This is a genomic window from Planktotalea sp. (genome assembly GCF_049680325.1).
GTDB lineage: Bacteria > Pseudomonadota > Alphaproteobacteria > Rhodobacterales > Rhodobacteraceae > Planktotalea.
In genome coordinates, this window is the sequence record NZ_JBAUHO010000260.1 from 1 (window position 1) to 17,979 (window position 17,979).

Here is a 17,979-nt window from a genome sequence, read left to right on the forward strand (position 1 = left end):
CATTCGCACGTGACGAAAATGGCGCCGTAACAGTTGACTGGGTTGTTCTGACAGCTGCAGTTGTTGGCCTCGCAGTAGCCGCATACGGTTCTATCCAGTCTGGTGCATCCAGCCTGACAGCTGCGACAGACACAACTCTGTCCGGCATGACTGTTGGTAACGTATCGCTGCCAGCGGCTGAGTAATCAGTACGTCAATATAGTCCCACGGGATTGTATCGAAGGGTCGACCTGGAAACAGGTCGGCCCTTTTTTTGCGTCCGCGCGCGCCATGACCGCGAACCAGGCGTTACAAATCAGCGGCTCGCCTCAATTTATCTTAAACTTGTGCCTAAATGGTCGCGATGCTTCCCTATTCGTGCCGCATTTGGCCCCGATAACGGTTTCATCGAACGACGGGCAGCACCGAGGTGAGAGGCGGCGCTGAGAAAACTGAAGTTTGTAGCAAACTGAAAACTGATCCTTGGAAGGACTAATAACATGACTAACTTCATCAAATCATTCGCACGTGACGAAAATGGCGCCGTAACAGTTGACTGGGTTGTTCTGACAGCTGCAGTTGTTGGCCTCGCAGTAGCCGCATACGTCTCTATCCAGTCTGGTGCATCCAGCCTGACAGCTGCGACAGACACAACTCTGTCCGGCATGACTGTTGGTAACGTATCGCTGCCAGCGGCTGAGTAATCAGTCACTGTAGCAACGCTACACGTAACATGGGCGGCCCATTCATCGCATACGATGAGTGGGCCGTTCTCATGAGTGCGATCGCAATTTCCCGGAGCCACTAGAAACGCTCGTTTCGACCCAAATCCCGCCACATTTCGCGGCTATCCCTTGGGAGTAGTTACCTACTGGCAAAAATTGCCATCCACTCAACCAGCCGCTCCTATGATGGAGCCACGGAGAAAAATATGCTGAATAAAATTTCCACCTTCTCTGCCAATGAAGACGGCGCTGTTACAGTGGATTGGGTCGTTCTGACCGCCGCTGTCGTTGGCCTGGCGGTCGCTGCTTATGCAACAATCAGCTCTGGTACGGGCACGCTTACAGCGAACACAGATACCACCCTTAGCGGCATGACCGTTGGGAACCCGGTCATCGGCGAATAAACCAGACCGACAAACCACTTCAACAGCGCTTCGCATCTCGCGGGGCGCTGTTTGCATTTGCCGCGCAATTCGCACAACGCTGTCAATTTTCGGCCACAAAGTGGTGCCACGATACCCCTTGAAAAGGTTGCCTCCGCGCCGTTTGCCTTTTGCAATCGGGCGGATATGCGAAAGGATTACATCATGCGTATGATATTTGGCGTCGTCTTGCTGATCGGGATCGCCCTCGCGGGTTTCGCCGTTCACATGACGCAAAATTACGTAAACCAGCAAAAAGCAGCGCTCGCCGCCGCTCAGGCGAACAACGCACCTACGGTTCCGACTGTTGGCGTTTTCGTTGCAAATCGCAAACTGTCTTATGGTGATGAACTTAAGTTAAAAGACATCGTCGTTGCGCAGTGGCCGCAGAACGCCCTGCCCAAAGGTGTTTTCCAGAACGTAGAAGAGCTTTTCCCAAAAGATCAGCCCGGCAAACGTTATGTGATGCGCGCAACCGAGAAGTTTGAAGCAATCCTCGCGGTGAAAATCACCGAACCTGGCAAAGAGGTTGGCCTTCAATCACGTCTTGAAGACGGTCAAAGTGCCTTCACGATCAAAGTTGACGTTTCCTCTGGCGTATCCGGCTTCTTGCGCCCGGGCGATCGCGTTGACGTTTACTGGACGGGTAAAGTTCAAGGCAAAGACAATCGCGACCAGCGCACTGTGACGCGCCTTATCGAAGACTCGGTCAAGATCATCGCAATCGACCAAAGCTCTAACGAAGAGATCCAAACATCTTCGATTGCGCGCACGGTCACCGTGGCAGTGACGCAGCTACAAGGCGCGTCCCTGACGCAGGCCCAAAGCACGGGACGTTTGAATCTGTCGCTTGTCGGACAGCGCGACGACTCAATTGCTGAACTCATCGAAGTGGACCAGAAACAGTTGCTTGGCATTGAAGAGGCACAACCTGTAGCGCAACAAGAGGCGGAAAAGGTCTGTACCATCCGAATGCGCAAGGGCGCGGAGACGGTAAATATGCCAATCCCCTGCGCGGGCGGCTAAGTCGAAAACCTCAAGGCACCGCTTCGGCGGTGCCTTTTGCATTACACCCCTGTTGCCCAAGTCACACAACAAGGACGCATCAGAACCCATTGATTCTTGCAAAAAAATATAAACTAACGCATGTTGACGGATAATGCAGGCAATAGACTTGCACCCGAGGCGTGATCGGAGAGGCAGATCACATGAAAAAGATGAATACACTTAAAGCCGCCCTTTTGGGCTGTGCTGTGCTTTTCACCGCATCCGTCACAACGGCGCGTGCGGATACACTGCGTATTGTGAAATCAGGTAGCAGCTCGACGCTATCGGTTCCGATGAACCGTGCAGTTGTTGTCGAAAGCGACGTACCCTTTGCGGAACTGAGCATCGCCAACCCGTCGATTGCAGATATTTCAACGCTTTCAGATCGCACTGTTTATGTGCTTGGTAAATCACCGGGCCTGACGACGCTGACTTTGCTGGATGATGCTGGTCGTTTGATTACGAACGTCGATGTGCGCGTTTCCGCAGACGTGAGCGAATTCAAAGAGCGTCTGCGCCAGATCCTACCCGGCGAAAAAATCGAAGTACGCACTGCGAATGATGGCATCGTGCTGTCTGGCACAGTGTCCAGCGCCGGCAAAGTAGACCGCGCGATGGACCTCGCACAGCGCTACGCCCCTGAACGCGTTACAAACCTTCTGAGTGTCGGCGGCGTTCAGCAAGTTATGCTGAAAGTGCGCTTTGCAGAAATGCAGCGTTCTGTTTCGAAATCCCTTAGCTCTTCGCTTGCCCTTGGTGGCAGTGCGCTTGGTGGCAATTTGGGCGTTTCTGGCGGCACCGGCACGCTGAACAACTCAGGCGCACAGACCAATGGACTTGGCGGCACTATTCCTGCTGCGAACTCTAACAATGGCGCGACACTGTTTGGTTTTAATGCTGGCGGCCTGGAAGTCGGCATTCTGCTGGAAGCCTTGGAAAGCAAGGGCGTTGTTCGCACCTTGGCCGAACCGAATCTGACGGCCTTGTCCGGACAAGAAGCTACCTTCCTTGCAGGCGGCGAGTTTCCGATCCCGGTCGCCCAAGGCGACGGTGCGGTTTCTATCGAATTCAAACCCTTCGGTGTTGAGCTGAACTTTATCCCGCGCGTGTTGGACGACAAGGTCATCAACCTGGAACTTTCAGCTGCCGTATCCTCGCTTGACGCCGCCAATGGCGTCACGTCAAATGGCTTTAATATCAGTGCCTTGCGCACACGCCGCACCTCGACAACTGTTGAAATGCGCGACGGTGAAAGCTTTGCGATTGCTGGTCTTTTGCAAGATGACTTCACCGATCTGAACGGTCAGGTGCCGTGGCTCGGGGATATTCCTGTGCTTGGTGCGCTTTTCCGCAGCGCTGACTACAGCCGCAACCAGTCCGAACTGGTCATTATTATCACGCCCCATCTGGTATCGCCTACTCGCGGCGAAGCGCTTGCGCTTCCAACCGACCGCGTTCGCCCACCGACCGAGAAAGACCTCTTTCTATTTGGACGCGTGACAGGCGACTCGCGACGTCCTAAGAAGGGTGCAGCAGCCGAAGTCGCCAAGCAGGACTTCACTGGCTCTTATGGATATGTGATGGACTAACAATGGCAAAGCGCACCTCTCACATAAACGCAGCCATTTTGATGAGCTCACTCGCCTTGTTGACCGCCTGTAACTCGGGCGATCCCGTCTATAGTTCGTTTGGACAAGAGGCTGGATCCCTGCTCGATACAGGTACCTTTGGCAACGCGACGATGAACAACACCCAGATTATGAACGGCGAAAAGCAATACGCTTACGATCTGTCGTCACGTTTCGCCAATGAAGTGCTGACAACTGTGAACTTTGCCTTTGGCTCGTCTCAGCTCGATAGCGGTGCGCGCGATACGTTGCGCGAACAGGCTGCGTGGATCCGTCAGTTCCCCGAGGTGCGTTTCCGGGTATATGGCCATGCCGATGCGGTTGGCAGCAGCGGCGCGAACCAAGCTCTTGGGTTACAACGTGCCCATGCCGTCGTGAATTACCTTGCAACTCAAGGCATTGGCAAATCTCGCTTGGAAGCCGTCGCGTCCTTTGGTGAAGAACAGCCACTTATTGTGACTGAGGGACGTGAGCGTCGTAACCGCCGCACCGTGACGGAAGTGAGCGGCTTTGTTGGCTCGCACCCGATGGTGATGGACGGCAAATACGCGCAGATCGTTTATCGTGAATATATCGCGAGCGGGACAGCAAAATCCCATTGGCAGTCGAGTACGACGCTCACGACGGGCTCTAACTAACCCCTGCCCTTTTTCCAAACACGCCTTTCACGCCCATACGGGCGTGAGCATGTGTTATCCTTCTTCGCACAATCGCGCCCATTCGGCCCTAATGTTGCCTAGATTACCCCTGATATCTGCCTGTGCGGGGCAAGTGTGTCTTGCATAAGAAAATGAGCGACTGGGTTCACGCAGAACGCGTGCAATCACATCGCCACACAGGATTTAGGTTATGTCTGATAGCGACACACAACAAATTGACGATAGCCCGCTAAAAGCGTGCACGATCAGCCGCGATGTTCAGAACTTTGATTTGTTGATCGAAGATATGGAAGCTGTAATGGGCGAAGCTTGGGGTGACTTGGGCTTTACCGATTCTATTGCATTCATTGACCAGCTACCGTCAAAAGGCCTCGAGTTTGTTGCGTTGGCAATTGACTATGAAGACGAGGAAAACCTCCCGCTTCTGGAACAGGTCATTGCAGCGGCCAAGGCACGCAGCATTAAAGTGATCCTAATCGCCGAGGACGTGACACCAGCATCATTGCATCAATTGTTGCGCGGCGGTGCTGATGAATTCATTCCCTATCCCCTGCCCGAAAACGAATTGCGTTCTGCGGTAGAGCGTTTGCGCAAGCCAGAGCCGACGCAACAAGACGCAGCCCCACGCCCCGCATTGCAAACAGGCGGGAGCGGGCGCAAAGGCGCAATCATTGCGGTTCACGGCCTTGCAGGCGGCACGGGCGCAACGACGCTTGCCGTCAATCTTGCATGGGAACTTGCGACGCTGACCAAAGTGAAAGCCCCGAAAGTCTGCATTCTGGATTTCGATCTACAGTTCGGTTCTGTTTCAACGTTCCTGGATTTGCAGCGCCGCGATGCGGTTTTCGAACTGCTCACCGATACAGAGAATATGGACAGCGAAAGTTTCGATCAGGCGCTCTTGACCCATGGTGACGTTTTGCGCGCATTGACTTCGCCCGCGGATGTCATCCCGCTCGACATGATCCGCCCTGAAGACATTCAGGCCATACTTGATCTGGCCCAACGGCATTTCGACTATGTCATTGTCGACATGCCAACCACATTGGTGCAATGGACCGAAACGGTTCTTAACGCGTCACAAATTTATTTTGCGACGCTCGAAATGGACATGCGTTCGGCCCAGAACGCATTGCGCATGAAGCGCGCGCTACAATCGGAAAACCTGCCCTTTGAAAAGCTGCGGTTCGTTCTGAACCGCGCACCGAAATTTACAGACCTTAACGGCAAAAACCGCGTGAAGCGCTTGGCTGAAAGCCTCGGGATCACGATCGAAGTCCAACTGCCAGACGGCGGCAAGCCCGTAGTGAACGGCGCTGACCATGGTCAGCCATTAGCCGAAACCGCCGGGAAGAACGCACTTCGAAAAGAAATTCAAAAGCTTGCAAGTTCACTACATGAACTGAGCCAGCAATCCGACACTGACGAATAAAGGGATATTCAGGAATGTTTTCCAGATACAAAAAGCCAGAGGCCGCCGCGCCTGCTACGACACGAGTCCCTGTTGCCGAGGTCAAAAAAACTGATGTCGCAGAGATTGCGCCAGCCGCTCCTTTGCGTCGGCCGTCGCAGACCGCACCTGCGCAAAGCGTCAGTGCCGACAAAGACAAAAAACGTAAAGAACGCCTTGGCGAGATCAAGTTAGAGCTTCACCGTGAACTGCTCGACAACCTGAACCTCGCAGCGCTTGAACATGCCAGCGAGCAGGACCTTCGTTCGGAGATCAATTCGATTGCTGCGGAAATCCTTCAGGAAAAAGGCATTGTTCTGAATCGCGAGGACCGCACCTCCCTTAGCCAGGATTTGTTTGACGAAGTCACAGGCCTTGGTCCACTCGAGACGCTTCTCAAAGATGACGACGTTAACGATATTCTTGTGAACGGCCCCCACCAGGTCTTTATCGAAAAGCACGGCAAACTGACGCTAAGCGATGTGACGTTCAAAGACGAAAAGCACCTTTTGCGGATCATCGACAAGATCGTTTCCGCCGTGGGCCGCCGCGTCGATGAAAGCAATCCCTACGTCGATGCGCGCCTGAAAGACGGCTCGCGTTTTAACGCGATGGTGCCGCCTGTTGCGGTAGATGGCAGCCTCGTTTCCATTCGTAAATTCAAGAAAGACAAACTCGGAATTGACGATCTCGTCGCCTTTGGCGCGTTTTCCGAAGAAATGGCCGCCTATTTGCAAGCGGCCGTTGCCACACGTCTGAACATCATCGTTTCAGGTGGTACAGGTTCTGGTAAAACGACCACGCTCAACGCGCTGTCCTCGTTCATCGACAACGCCGAACGCATTCTGACGATCGAAGACACGGCGGAACTTCAGCTGCAACAAACCCATGTGGGCCGGATGGAAAGCCGCCCGCCGAACGTGGAAGGCAAGGGCGAAGTTTCCCCGCGCGATTGTTTGAAAAACGCCCTTCGTATGCGACCGGATCGCATCATCGTGGGTGAAACGCGCGGCGAAGAAGTGATCGACATGCTTCAGGCCATGAACACGGGCCACGACGGCTCTATGACCACGATCCACGCCAACTCTGCGCGCGATGGTGTGTCACGTCTTGAGAACATGATCGCGATGTCGGGCATCGAAATGCCACTCAAAGCGATGCGAAGCCAGATTTCTTCGGCTGTGAACCTGATTGTGCAGGCCTCGCGATTGCAGGATGGTTCGCGCCGCATGACCTCGATCACCGAGATCACCGGCATGGAAGGCGAAGTTATCTCAATGCAGGAACTCTTTAAGTTCCAGCGTGTAGGATTGACGCCAGAAAACAAAATCATTGGCCACTTCACCGCGACCGGCGTGCGCAGCCACTATGCGGAACGCTTCCGCATGTGGGGTTATGACCTGCCAACGTCCATCTATGAGCCAACGAAACTCGAAGGTTAAAGCTATGAGCATCACCGCTGAACCGATTATTTACGGCCTGGTCTTTTTGGGGGTCCTCGTTCTTGTCGAGGGTCTCTACCTTGTCATGTTCGGGCGCTCGATCTCGCTGAATAACCGCGTAAATCGTCGCCTGGAAATGCTTGAAAAGGGCGGCAACCGCGAAGAAGTGTTGGAAAAACTCCGCAAGGAAATGAACCAGCATATCAAGGGTCGTTCTATCCCGCTCTATTCCATGCTCGCCGACAAGGCGAACAAAGCTGCGATTGCTTTCTCGCCCCAACAGCTGATGGGCATCATGGCAGCGCTTTGCGTTTTCGCGTTCTTCGGTCTGACAATTGGCACCGAAACAGGCCTACCCGTGCGCATCGTTGCTTCGATCGGTATTGGCGTCGGCGGCGTTTTCATGTGGGTCGGGCACAAAGCCAAGAAACGCATGTCCATGCTGGAAGAACAGTTGCCCGACGCTGTCGAACTGATGGTGCGCTCCTTGCGTGTTGGCCATCCGTTTTCCTCGGCGGTGCAGATTGTTGCAAAGGAAGTACAAGATCCCCTCGCCTCCGAAATGGGCGTGATTGCGGACGAAAGCGCCTATGGTCGCGATGTGGGCGAAGCGCTCAAAGCGATGGCCGAGCGTTTGGACAATCAGGATTTACGCTTTCTGGCGGTTGCCGTGACGATCCAGCAGCAATCTGGTGGTAACCTCGCAGAGATCCTTGCTGGCCTTGCGCAAGTTATTCGCGCCCGCTTCCGCCTGTTCCGCCGCGTAAAAGCGATCACCGCTGAAGCGCAGTGGTCCGGAAAATTCCTGTCCGGCTTCCCACTGTTCGCTCTGATCGCGATCAACCTTGGCGATCCCGACTATTACGATCCAGTGCTGGACCACCCATGGTTTATCCCGGCCTGTTTCATCGTCGCTGCCTTTCTGGGTGTGAACCTGATCGTCATGCGCATTCTAGTGAACATCAAAGTTTAGGGGAACTTGATATGAATTTCTTCAACAACTTCATGGATATGATGTTTGCGACCTTTGGCGCGCAAGCTCAGCTTGTTCTGTTGGGCGTACTGGGCGGCATGCTCTTGCTGCTCGCCATTCCCTTCATGATGTCCAAAGAGGTCGATCCGCTTGAAAAGCTGAAAGACCAAGATCGCAAAAGTTCCGGAAATGGCGGCGAGCGTACAAGATTACGTCAGGCCAAAGGGAACAAGCAGCTTGGCAAATATGCCAAATTGCTGGAACCCAAAAGCGAAGAGGAATACTCGGCCATCCGTTTGAAGCTTATTCAGGCCGGGTATCGGGACAAGGACGCTGTGCGCCTTTTCCACTTCATGCAATTCGCACTTGGCATCGGCTTTCTGGTCTTTGGCCTGGTTTACTACACTTTTGTTATCAGCGGCGAAAACGTCAGCACCCAAAAGATGCTGATGTACGTACTTGGCCCGGGTGGCGCAGGCTATATGCTGCCCAAATACTGGATCACCCGACGCATTGATACGCGCAAAGAACAGATTGAAGGCGGCTTTCCTGACAGCCTTGATATGATGCTTGTCTGCGTTGAGGCGGGTCAATCGCTCGATCAATCCATCGTGCGCGTTGCGAATGAGTTGCACCACTCCTATCCGTTTCTAGCCGATGAATATGAAATCGTTGCGCAGGAAATGAAGGCCGGTAAGGATAAGATCACCGTTTTGAACGACATGTCCGAACGCTGCGGCGTACAAGACGTCGCCAGCTTTGTGACGGTTTTGATCCAGTCGACCAGCTTTGGTACATCTATTGCCGAAGCATTGAGGGTTTATGCGGGCGAAATGCGTGACAAACGCGTGATGCGAGCAGAAGAGAAGGCAAACAAGTTGCCAACCAAGATGACCCTTGCCACAATGATGCTGACAGTACCGCCGCTCCTGATTATTCTGGTTGGACCATCAGCTGTTGGCATCACTGAACTGGGCAACATGGGAATGTAACATATGGCGCATATGCGTAGGGTGATTGCCCTGCTCTGCCTGACTGCTAGTTTTGCTTTGGCCGCCTGTTCTTCAGGCGGCCTTGGCGCGACTCTGGGTAAGACAAAAGACAGCCCCTTCGCGCCAGAGGTCAACCGCAACTCCCAAGGCGAAGACCCTTTGATTGTTGGCTACCGTTTGATCTCGGCGGGTGAGCATGAATTGGCGCTCAAGTCCTTTCGACGCGCCGCCGCAGATCAGGGATTAACCACCGAAATTATCTCGGCCATGGCCTCAGCCAATCTCGGACTGGGACGTTTGGGGCAGTCCGAAAGCCTGCTGAGACGCGCAACAAATGCCGAGGATGCAACCCCCGAAGACTGGAACAATCTGGGCGTTGTCCTGATGGAACGTGGGAAAACTGCCGAAGCCACTCAGGTTTTTCGCAAGGCTTACGCGCTGGACAATGGCAGAAGTGACTCAGTCCGCGATAATCTGAGAATTGCGCTCGCAAAACTAGAAAATGTTGACTATGGTGACACTCAAGAACAAGACTACAAATTGGTGCGGCGGGGAACGAGCGATTTTCTGATCCGTAAGACACCATGATGAGCAGAGGCAAGAGCAGTAAAAGGACGCAGAAAAATGCGCCACCCTTACCTTGTTTCGCTGTGTTTGATGGGGCTCGTTGCGACAGCAGCGTGTAACAAGCATGGCGGAGAGAACGTAGACCGCAAAATGGGCGGTCTGAATGTGATTGACGAGAGCAATCTCAACGACGTCATGTTGACCGTCGCCGATCCGAACGAGGCCGTTGCCTATTTCCAACGCGCCGTTGCGGATGACCCCAAGCGGATCGACCACCAGCGTGGACTGGCTGGATCGCTTATTCGTGCGCGCCGCGTGACCGAAGCGGTTGGCGCATGGGAAACCGTAGTCAAACACCCGGATTCAACACCAGCTGACCGCGTCGATCTGGCGGATGCCAAGATCCGTGCAAATGACTGGAAGGGCGCCGAAGCCGTTCTCGATCAGATCCCGCCAACCCACGAAACTTATAAGCGATATCGCCTTGAGGCAATGATCGCCGATAGCAATCGTGAGTGGAAAAAGGCGGATAGCTTTTATGAAACCGCCGTTGGCCTAACGACAAAGCCAGCCGGCGTGATGAACAACTGGGGCTATTCCAAACTGACGCGCGGTGAATTCAAATCCGCCGAGCGGCTCTTTGGTGATGCCATCCGTCAGGACGAGCAGCTTTTTACCGCCAAGAACAACCTCGTCCTCGCGCGCGGTGCGCAGCGTAATTACGAACTGCCCGTCATTCCGATGGACCAGATTGAACGTGCGCAACTGCTGCATACGCTTGGCTTATCTGCAGTAAAGCAAGGCGACGTGGAAACGGCGAAAGGTCTATTGCGCGACGCAATCGAAACACATCCTCAGCACTTTGAGGCCGCTGTGCGTTCCCTGCGCGCGCTAGAAGTCAATTAAGAGCGCGACTTATGCTGATTGAACTGAATAACCCCGCGACTTTCGCGCTTTGGTGCCTGCCTTTCGTTCTCCCGCTTTGCTTTTTGGTGGCGTGGTCCGACATGCGCTCAATGCGCATCCCGAATTGGTGCGTATTGGCCATGTTTGCGACGTATATTGTCGTCGGCATACTCACCCTCCCTTTCGGCGTTTTTCTTTGGGGATTTGTAGGCTTGATCGCTGTCCTTTTCATCGGCTTCTTTATGAACGCCGTCGGAATGATCGGGGCTGGCGACGCAAAGTTCGCCGCAGCCGCGGCTCCCTTTATTCACCTTGCAGACTTTCGGTTTGTGATCGCGCTTTTCGCTGCGAATATCCTAGCGGCCTTTGTTACGCACCGCTTGGTCGCCAAAACAAAAATGACCACGTTGGCCCCGACTTGGGACAGCTGGGAGCGCACATGGGAATTCCCGATGGGCTTCTCGCTTGGCGGCACTTTGGCAATCTACCTGATCCTGAGCGCGGTTTTCGGAGCCTGATCTAGCCGCGCTGCTGCCATAATTTGCCCTAACTCCCCTGCTATTTCCGCACCAACAGAAGCAGAAATACGGGGCAATCCGATGAACATGCATACCACCGCAGTGATGGCACCTCCTCCGCCCAAAGGTCTGGAGCAGATGAAGCTATCTGTCGTCATGATGCGTGACATCATGCTGAAGACGATGTTCCGCAAGAACGTAGACACAGCAAGCGAAGTAGCAAAAGCGATCTGCTTGCCACTGCAAGTGACCCAGGAATTGATTGATATCGCCCGCGAGCAAAAGCTGCTTGAAGCGACCGGTACATTGAACGCCAACAATGGTGGCGAAATGGGTTTCCAGCTGACCGACGCGGGCAAGTCGCGAACTCAGGACGCGCTACAGCAATCTGAATACTACGGGGCAATGCCCGTCCCGCTTGATGTTTACCGCGAACAGGTGAAACGCCAGTCGATCCGCAACATTATGATAACGCGTGAACAATTGACCAATGCGATGGGCCATTTGATCCTGCCCAATGATCTGCTTAGCAATCTTGGCCCCGCTGTTAGCTCTGGCCGCTCAATCCTTATGTATGGCCCTCCCGGAAACGGTAAGTCCTCTATTTCAAACGGTATTCGCGATGCGATGGGGGATAAGATCTACGTTCCTCGTGCAATCGAATACGCGGGTCAGGTTATCACCGTTTACGACCCTATCGTGCATTCCGCCGTGGAAGCGCAGGTAGATGATCCGAACCAACTGCGTCGCCGCACCGCCTTTGATACGCGCTACGTCAAATGCCAACGTCCGACTGTTATCACCGGCGGCGAGCTTTCGCTCGACATGCTCGATCTGGTCTACAACCCGACTGCGCGCACCTATCAGGCACCTTTGCAGCTCAAATCCACTGGCGGTATATTTATCGTGGACGACCTTGGCCGTCAGGCAGAGCCACCCCAAAGCCTCGTCAACCGCTGGATTGTTCCGCTTGAAGAAGCCAAAGACATCCTTGCGCTGCAATCTGGCGAGAAATTCGAAGTGCCGTTTGATACGCTGGTTATCTTCTCAACCAACTTCCACCCGAACGAGATCTTCGACCAAGCCGCGTTGCGCCGTATCTTCTATAAGATCAAAATTGATGGGCCTAATCAGGAAAATTTCCTGAAAATCTTCGCGCTGGTTGCCAACAAAAAAGGCGTTCCGCTTCAGGAAGAAGCCCTTATTCACCTGCTGCAAAGCAAATATCCGACCATCGACAACATCTACGCCAACTATCAACCAGTGTTCCTGATCGACCAGATGATTGCCATTTGCGAATTTGAAGGCATCCCGAACCAGATGACGCCAGAATTGATTGACCGTGCATGGGCCAATATGTTCGTCAAGGATGAGCATATTGTAAAATAGTGGCTGGCAGGCGCGCGCCCATGGGTTAACCTAGCCCATATGCACGCGCCCCATCCCCTTATTCAGACATGGTTTGCCGAACAGGGCTGGTCCATCCACCCGCATCAACGCAATATGCTGGCACGCGCCAATGATCCGGCGACACTGCTGGTCGCGCCTACGGGCGGCGGCAAGACGATGGCGGGTTTTTTGCCTACTCTCAGCGAGTTAGCACAAAGCGAGCATCAGGGATTGCACACACTCTACGTCTCGCCGCTTAAAGCGCTCGCAGCAGATATCAAACGCAATCTACGCCGTCCGGTTGAACAGATGGGCCTGCCCATCCGTATCGAGGATCGCACAGGCGATACATCAGCGACGCGCAAGAAACGCCAGCGCGCAGACCCGCCCCATATCCTGCTCACCACCCCTGAAAGCCTTGCGCTGCTAACCTCTTATGACGACGCGCCGCGCATGTTTAAGGGGCTGAAGCGCATCGTCATCGATGAAATCCACGCCCTTGGGGAAAGCAAACGGGGCGATCAACTCATGCTTGCGCTGTCGACCTTACAAGGCATCTGCCCCGATTTGCGCCGTGTCGGCCTGTCTGCCACCGTCGAAGACCCCGCCGCCATCGCGCACTACCTCGCGCGCCATCCCGATCCTTGCGACATTGTCTTTGCCGATCCTGGGCCCGACCCAGACATTTCTATGTTGGATGTGGCAGAGCCGCCCCCATGGTCTGGCGGCGGCGCAGCCTATTCCATCCCCGCCGTTCTGGCACAAATCAAAGCGCATAAAACGACGCTGATCTTTCACAACACCCGCGCGCAGGCGGAGATTTACTTTCACAACCTATGGCTTGCCAACGATGATAGCCTGCCCATCGGCATTCATCACGGCTCGCTCGACCGTGTTCAACGTGAAAGGGTCGAAGCCGCAATGGTGCGCGGTGATTTACGTGCCATCGTCTGTACAGGCAGTCTCGATCTGGGGATCGACTGGGGCGATGTGGATCTGGTCATCCAGATCGGCGCGCCCAAGAACGTCAAGCGCCTGGTTCAGCGGATAGGCCGTGCAAACCACCGCTACAACGCGCCGTCAAAGGCACTGTTGGTACCCGCCAACCGCTTTGAAGTCGTTGAATGCGTTGCCGCCCTACAAGCTGTAAAAGAACACGATCTGGACGGCGAGCCGCGCGGCCCCGGCCCGTTAGATGTTCTGTGCCAACACATCCTAATCCGCGCCTGCGCTGGCCCGATTGATCCACCTACACTTTACCAAGAAGTGAAAAGCGTTGGTGCATATAGCGATCTGACACGCGCCACGTTTGATGATTGCTTCGATTTCTGTGCGACGGGCGGCTACGCGCTGCGGGCCTATGACAAATGGAAACGCTTGCAAGAACGTCCCGACGGCGCATGGGTATTGCGTGATCCGCGCGCGGCGCAGCGCATTCGGATGAACATCGGGACCATTCAGGACACCGACACGCTAAAGGTACGCCTTAAACGCTCGCGCGGGGGCAAACCACTTGGTGAAGTTGAGGAAAGCTTTGCCGCCTCGCTCACGCAAGGGGATACCTTTCTCATCGGCGGTCAAATCGTGCGCTACGAAGGCCTGCGCGAAATGACGGTCGAGGTTACACGCCGCGCAGACAAAAAGCCAAAGGTCGCAACTTTTTCTGGCACCAAGTTCGCAACCTCCACGCAGCTAAGTCAACGTATCATCAGGCTGTTTCAACAAGACGATTGGCCAGAACTGCCGCGCCACACCGCGAATTGGCTGCGCCTGCAACGCCAAATGAGCCGCCTTCCCGAACCCAACCGCCTGCTTATCGAAAGTTTCCCGCACGATGATCGCGCGCATACGGTTGTCTATGGATTTGCAGGGCGCAATGCGCAGCAATCCTTGGGGTTGCTTCTTTCCAAACGTATGGAGGAGCTTGGCTACGACCCGCTGGGCTTTGTCGCGACCGATTATGCTACGCTGTTTTGGGGCCTCAAACCTGTTAGCGATCCCGAGGCATTGATGGACCCGTCAGCTTTGGAAAATGGTCTGGAGGAATGGCTCGCGGGTAATGCTCTTATCAAACGGACCTTCAGGGCCTCGGCAACTATCGCAGGATTGATCGAACGCAACCTTCCTTCGCAACGCAAAACAGGACGCCAAGCGGCGTTCAGCTCTGATATCCTTTATGACACGCTGCATAAATATGACCCCGAACACCTGCTTTTGCGGATTACAAAACAGGAGGCATTGCGCGGCCTCGTAGATTTCGGACGCATCCGCGACATGCTTGAACGCACCCGCGCTCGCATTGATTTTCACACCGTCGAACGTGTCACGCCATTAGCCGCGCCAATGTTTTTGGAAATGGGCCGCGTGCCTATCAAAGGTGCAGCAGAAGAACGCCTGCTTGCGGCAGAAACAGCCGCCTTGATGGCCGCTGCGGGCCTGTCATAAAGAACGTCATGGGCCATTACGAATTCACCTTTCAATCTGAAACGCTACATGCGTTGCCCTCGGGAACCCTGTTCTGGCCCGCACAAAACCTGCTTTGCGTTTCTGATCTGCACCTCGGCAAAGCACAGCGATATGCCGCCCAAGGTTCAAGCCTGCTGCCCCCCTATGAAGCGCAAGACACTTTGATGCGGCTCGATCAGGATCTGGAAGCAACTGGCGCTGATACTATCGTTTGTCTGGGCGATAGTTTCGATAGCTTGCGCGCGGGCGCGGATCTCGACAGCGGGGCCCGTGACTGGATCATTCGCATGCAAGCAGGACGGCGTTGGATCTGGATCGAAGGCAACCACGATCCCGGCCCGATCGACATTGGCGGCACACATCTGGACCAACTCAAGGTCGGTACAATTATCTTCCGACATATTGCTGAACACTCAGCATCAGGCGAGATATCAGGGCACTATCACCCCAAATTGTCCCTTAAAGCACGCGGACATCGTATTTCAAGGCGGTGTTTCGCGATGGATCGCCATCGTATCATCATGCCGGCATTCGGCACCTACACGGGTGGACTAAGCGTTCAAAGCGAGCCTTTGCAATCGCTGCTAAAGGCCCCGGTCCTATGCGTGCTTAGCGGCGGTGAAACAGCGCAGCCCGTCCCGCGCCCTGCCGCGCCTTAAGATCCGAACGCGGCTTCGCGCTCTGGCGGATCGGTGTCTTCCAGCTCGGTCAGCTCGGTCAGCTTAGCGGCCTCAACGTTTGCGAAGTAAGTTTTGCTCACGGGGATCTTAACCTCGTTTTCAAGCACCACATAAGGCTTTGCAACATTAGGAACCCAACCGCGGACAGCATCGCGATGTACCCAATGCGAGCGGTGAACTGTTATGCCAATGGTCTCATCCAGCTCCGCAACCGCATCAGAGAACCGCATTCTCGTGCGATGGGTTTTCGTGCACGTCTGAACATCCACAAAATGCCCGTTGGCGCTAATGTGAATAATACGCGTCCCTTGCGGGATATCCAAACGCTGGGCCAAACGGCTTTGCGGCGGCAGGCTGGCAGGTTCGCTCAGAGGCAGCTGAACAGCGCCAGACTCGCTGATCGCGCTGGAAAACTGCGGCATTTTATTGCGCACAAGCAATACGCCCAACATAATTGCAACGACAGACACCCAAAGCGAGAACAACCCGGGCCTGATGGTTTCCGGGCGTTCAAGCCAATAGATCAACAATAAATCGACAACGAGCGTTATTGCGATGCTACCAATTGGAAAGAACACGCAATTGAGAAAGGCCTCTCCACGATGCAGAACAAAGGCGCGGCATAACTCATACACCACAAAAGCCACCGCAATCGCGCAAGCAAGCAATACCGTCCAGGCAAGCAATGCCGAAAAATAGGAATTGTTCTGATAGGTTCCAAATGGCCCGCTAAACGCTGCCAGCGCAGAGAATACCGCCCAAATGCCCAGCGTATGGCGATCAAGCGTGCTCGAAATCGCATTCTTCAAAGCACAGCGGACCTTGCTTGAAAACGATCTACTCTCGTCGCGCGCGTCACTCAATGACCCGACCCCAATCTACTCACACAGCAATCGAACAATGCAAAAATTCAGCCCAGCTGGATATGGGAGAATTCCCGGATATTCCCCCTATATGCCGCAATCCAAGCTTGCATCAAAGCAAAATTCCGAACGTGTGCTTGTTGGGTTTGACTGTGGCCTAATGTGCCACAGACTTAAGCAGATGAGCTTGAAGCAATGCGTCCAACGCCAGAAAACCATAGCATAGGCGCTACATAAATTCCTGCGCGTGCGGTTGCCTCGAAATGATCGGCCCGCCCCGTGTCAGGAGCGGGCCTGCAAGAGGCCCGCTTTTCTTGTTTAGGCAGTCAAACCTTCAGGTTCGGGTAAGCCATTCGCGCGGCAACACGCCGTGACAGTATTGGCCAAGAGGCAGGCAATTGTCATGGGTCCGACGCCGCCAGGAACAGGCGTGATCGCCCCCGCGACGTCTGCGCAGGATGCGAAATCCACATCGCCAACCAGTTTGTTTTTGCCGTCTCGTTCAATTCGGTTGATACCGACATCGATAACGGTCGCACCTTTCTTGATCCAGTCACCCGGCACCATTTCAGGACGCCCAACCGCAGCAACGACGATATCGGCGCGGCGCACAACATCCGGCAAATCTTTGGTGCGCGAATGCGCGATGGTAACCGTACAGCTATCGCCAAGCAAAAGCTGCGCCATCGGCTTGCCTACAATGTTGGAGCGCCCAATAACAACCGCATCCAACCCCGAGAGCGAGCCATGATGCTCACGGAGCATCATCAGGCAACCCAGCGGCGTGCAGGGCACCATGCTCTTTTGACCAGTTCCAAGCAATCCCACGTTGGATATGTGAAACCCGTCAACGTCTTTCGCTGGATTGATCGAGTTAATCACAAGATCTTCGTCCAGATGTCCCGGCAGGGGCAGTTGTACCAGAATGCCGTGGATGCTTGCATCATTGTTCAACTGATCGATCAGTGCCAACAGATCAGCTTCAGATGTTTCAACGTCCAGCTTATGCTCGACGCTTTTCATTCCCACTTCGACAGTCATCTTGCCTTTGGAGCGCACGTAGACCTGCGAAGCCGGGTCTTCACCAACCAGCACCACCGCCAAGCCGGGCGTAATACCGTGCTTGTCCTTGAGCACCGCAACATGCTCGCCCACTTGGCTGCGCACCTTGGCCGCAAAGGCCTTTCCGTCAATGATCTGAGCGCTCATCTTACAATCTCACTTCTCTGGTCAAAAAATACCTCGGGGGAGTCCATCTTTAATGGACGGGGGC

The 17,979-nt window shown here is 54.5% G+C and carries 18 protein-coding genes; 16 read left to right on the forward strand and 2 right to left on the reverse strand.

Annotation, left to right across the window (positions count from 1 at the left end):
• The 16 genes from WBC85_RS11850 to pdeM all read left to right on the forward strand — a co-directional run.
• The coding region (locus WBC85_RS11850) for a hypothetical protein (RefSeq protein WP_424437212.1) at positions 1 to 185 on the forward strand (185 nt) is incomplete at its 5' end.
• Between the two features lie 294 nt (positions 186 to 479).
• Positions 480 to 683: a hypothetical protein gene (locus WBC85_RS11855; RefSeq protein ID WP_424437215.1), complete on the forward strand. Its 204-nt coding sequence runs from the start codon at positions 480 to 482 to the stop codon at positions 681 to 683.
• A 227-nt stretch (positions 684 to 910) separates the two neighbouring features.
• Positions 911 to 1,108 (forward strand): hypothetical protein, encoded by a 198-nt coding sequence (locus WBC85_RS11860; RefSeq protein ID WP_424437218.1) that lies wholly within the window; start codon positions 911 to 913, stop codon positions 1,106 to 1,108.
• Positions 1,109 to 1,291: 183 nt separating this feature from the next.
• Positions 1,292 to 2,152, forward strand: coding sequence for a Flp pilus assembly protein CpaB (gene cpaB / locus WBC85_RS11865; RefSeq protein ID WP_424437221.1), 861 nt, complete (start codon positions 1,292 to 1,294; stop codon positions 2,150 to 2,152).
• Between the two features lie 182 nt (positions 2,153 to 2,334).
• Positions 2,335 to 3,762: a type II and III secretion system protein family protein gene (locus tag WBC85_RS11870; protein ID WP_424437224.1), complete on the forward strand. Its 1,428-nt coding sequence runs from the start codon at positions 2,335 to 2,337 to the stop codon at positions 3,760 to 3,762.
• Between the two features lie 41 nt (positions 3,763 to 3,803).
• Positions 3,804 to 4,439, forward strand: a complete 636-nt coding sequence (locus WBC85_RS11875; RefSeq protein WP_424437227.1) for an OmpA family protein — start codon at positions 3,804 to 3,806, stop codon at positions 4,437 to 4,439.
• Positions 4,440 to 4,650: 211 nt separating this feature from the next.
• A complete protein-coding gene (locus tag WBC85_RS11880) occupies positions 4,651 to 5,892 on the forward strand; it encodes an AAA family ATPase (RefSeq protein WP_424437230.1) in 1,242 nt (413 codons plus the stop codon).
• A gap of 14 nt (positions 5,893 to 5,906) precedes the next feature.
• The gene (locus WBC85_RS11885; protein ID WP_424437233.1) at positions 5,907 to 7,352 is read left to right on the forward strand and encodes a CpaF family protein; all 1,446 of its coding nucleotides are present in this window, start codon (positions 5,907 to 5,909) and stop codon (positions 7,350 to 7,352) included.
• 4 nt (positions 7,353 to 7,356) lie between these two features.
• Positions 7,357 to 8,325 (forward strand): type II secretion system F family protein, encoded by a 969-nt coding sequence (locus tag WBC85_RS11890; RefSeq protein WP_424437236.1) that lies wholly within the window; start codon positions 7,357 to 7,359, stop codon positions 8,323 to 8,325.
• Positions 8,326 to 8,336: 11 nt separating this feature from the next.
• A complete protein-coding gene (locus tag WBC85_RS11895; protein ID WP_424437239.1) occupies positions 8,337 to 9,317 on the forward strand; it encodes a type II secretion system F family protein in 981 nt (326 codons plus the stop codon).
• A gap of 3 nt (positions 9,318 to 9,320) precedes the next feature.
• Positions 9,321 to 9,905, forward strand: a complete 585-nt coding sequence (locus WBC85_RS11900) for a tetratricopeptide repeat protein (protein WP_424437242.1) — start codon at positions 9,321 to 9,323, stop codon at positions 9,903 to 9,905.
• Positions 9,906 to 9,941: 36 nt separating this feature from the next.
• Complete coding sequence (locus WBC85_RS11905) at positions 9,942 to 10,790, forward strand: tetratricopeptide repeat protein (protein ID WP_424437245.1); 849 nt, start codon at positions 9,942 to 9,944, stop codon at positions 10,788 to 10,790.
• A gap of 11 nt (positions 10,791 to 10,801) precedes the next feature.
• Entirely contained in the window at positions 10,802 to 11,308 is a 507-nt protein-coding gene (locus WBC85_RS11910) for a prepilin peptidase (protein ID WP_424437248.1), read from the forward strand.
• A gap of 81 nt (positions 11,309 to 11,389) precedes the next feature.
• The gene (locus WBC85_RS11915) at positions 11,390 to 12,697 is read left to right on the forward strand and encodes an ATPase (RefSeq protein WP_424437251.1); all 1,308 of its coding nucleotides are present in this window, start codon (positions 11,390 to 11,392) and stop codon (positions 12,695 to 12,697) included.
• 39 nt (positions 12,698 to 12,736) lie between these two features.
• Positions 12,737 to 15,142 (forward strand): ligase-associated DNA damage response DEXH box helicase, encoded by a 2,406-nt coding sequence (locus WBC85_RS11920; RefSeq protein WP_424437254.1) that lies wholly within the window; start codon positions 12,737 to 12,739, stop codon positions 15,140 to 15,142.
• A gap of 8 nt (positions 15,143 to 15,150) precedes the next feature.
• Positions 15,151 to 15,822 carry a ligase-associated DNA damage response endonuclease PdeM gene (gene pdeM, locus WBC85_RS11925; RefSeq protein WP_424437257.1) on the forward strand — a complete coding sequence of 224 codons (672 nt, stop codon included), beginning with the start codon at positions 15,151 to 15,153 and terminating at the stop codon, positions 15,820 to 15,822.
• On the opposite strand, the gene WBC85_RS11930 is transcribed toward pdeM, so the two are convergent.
• Complete coding sequence (locus WBC85_RS11930; RefSeq protein WP_424437260.1) at positions 15,819 to 16,706, reverse strand: LytTR family DNA-binding domain-containing protein; 888 nt, start codon at positions 16,704 to 16,706, stop codon at positions 15,819 to 15,821. The two genes, pdeM and WBC85_RS11930, sit on opposite strands and share 4 nt — an antisense overlap.
• Before the next feature lie 318 nt (positions 16,707 to 17,024).
• Positions 17,025 to 17,915: a bifunctional methylenetetrahydrofolate dehydrogenase/methenyltetrahydrofolate cyclohydrolase FolD gene (gene folD, locus WBC85_RS11935; protein WP_424437263.1), complete on the reverse strand. Its 891-nt coding sequence runs from the start codon at positions 17,913 to 17,915 to the stop codon at positions 17,025 to 17,027.
• Between the last annotated feature and the right edge of the window lie 64 nt (positions 17,916 to 17,979).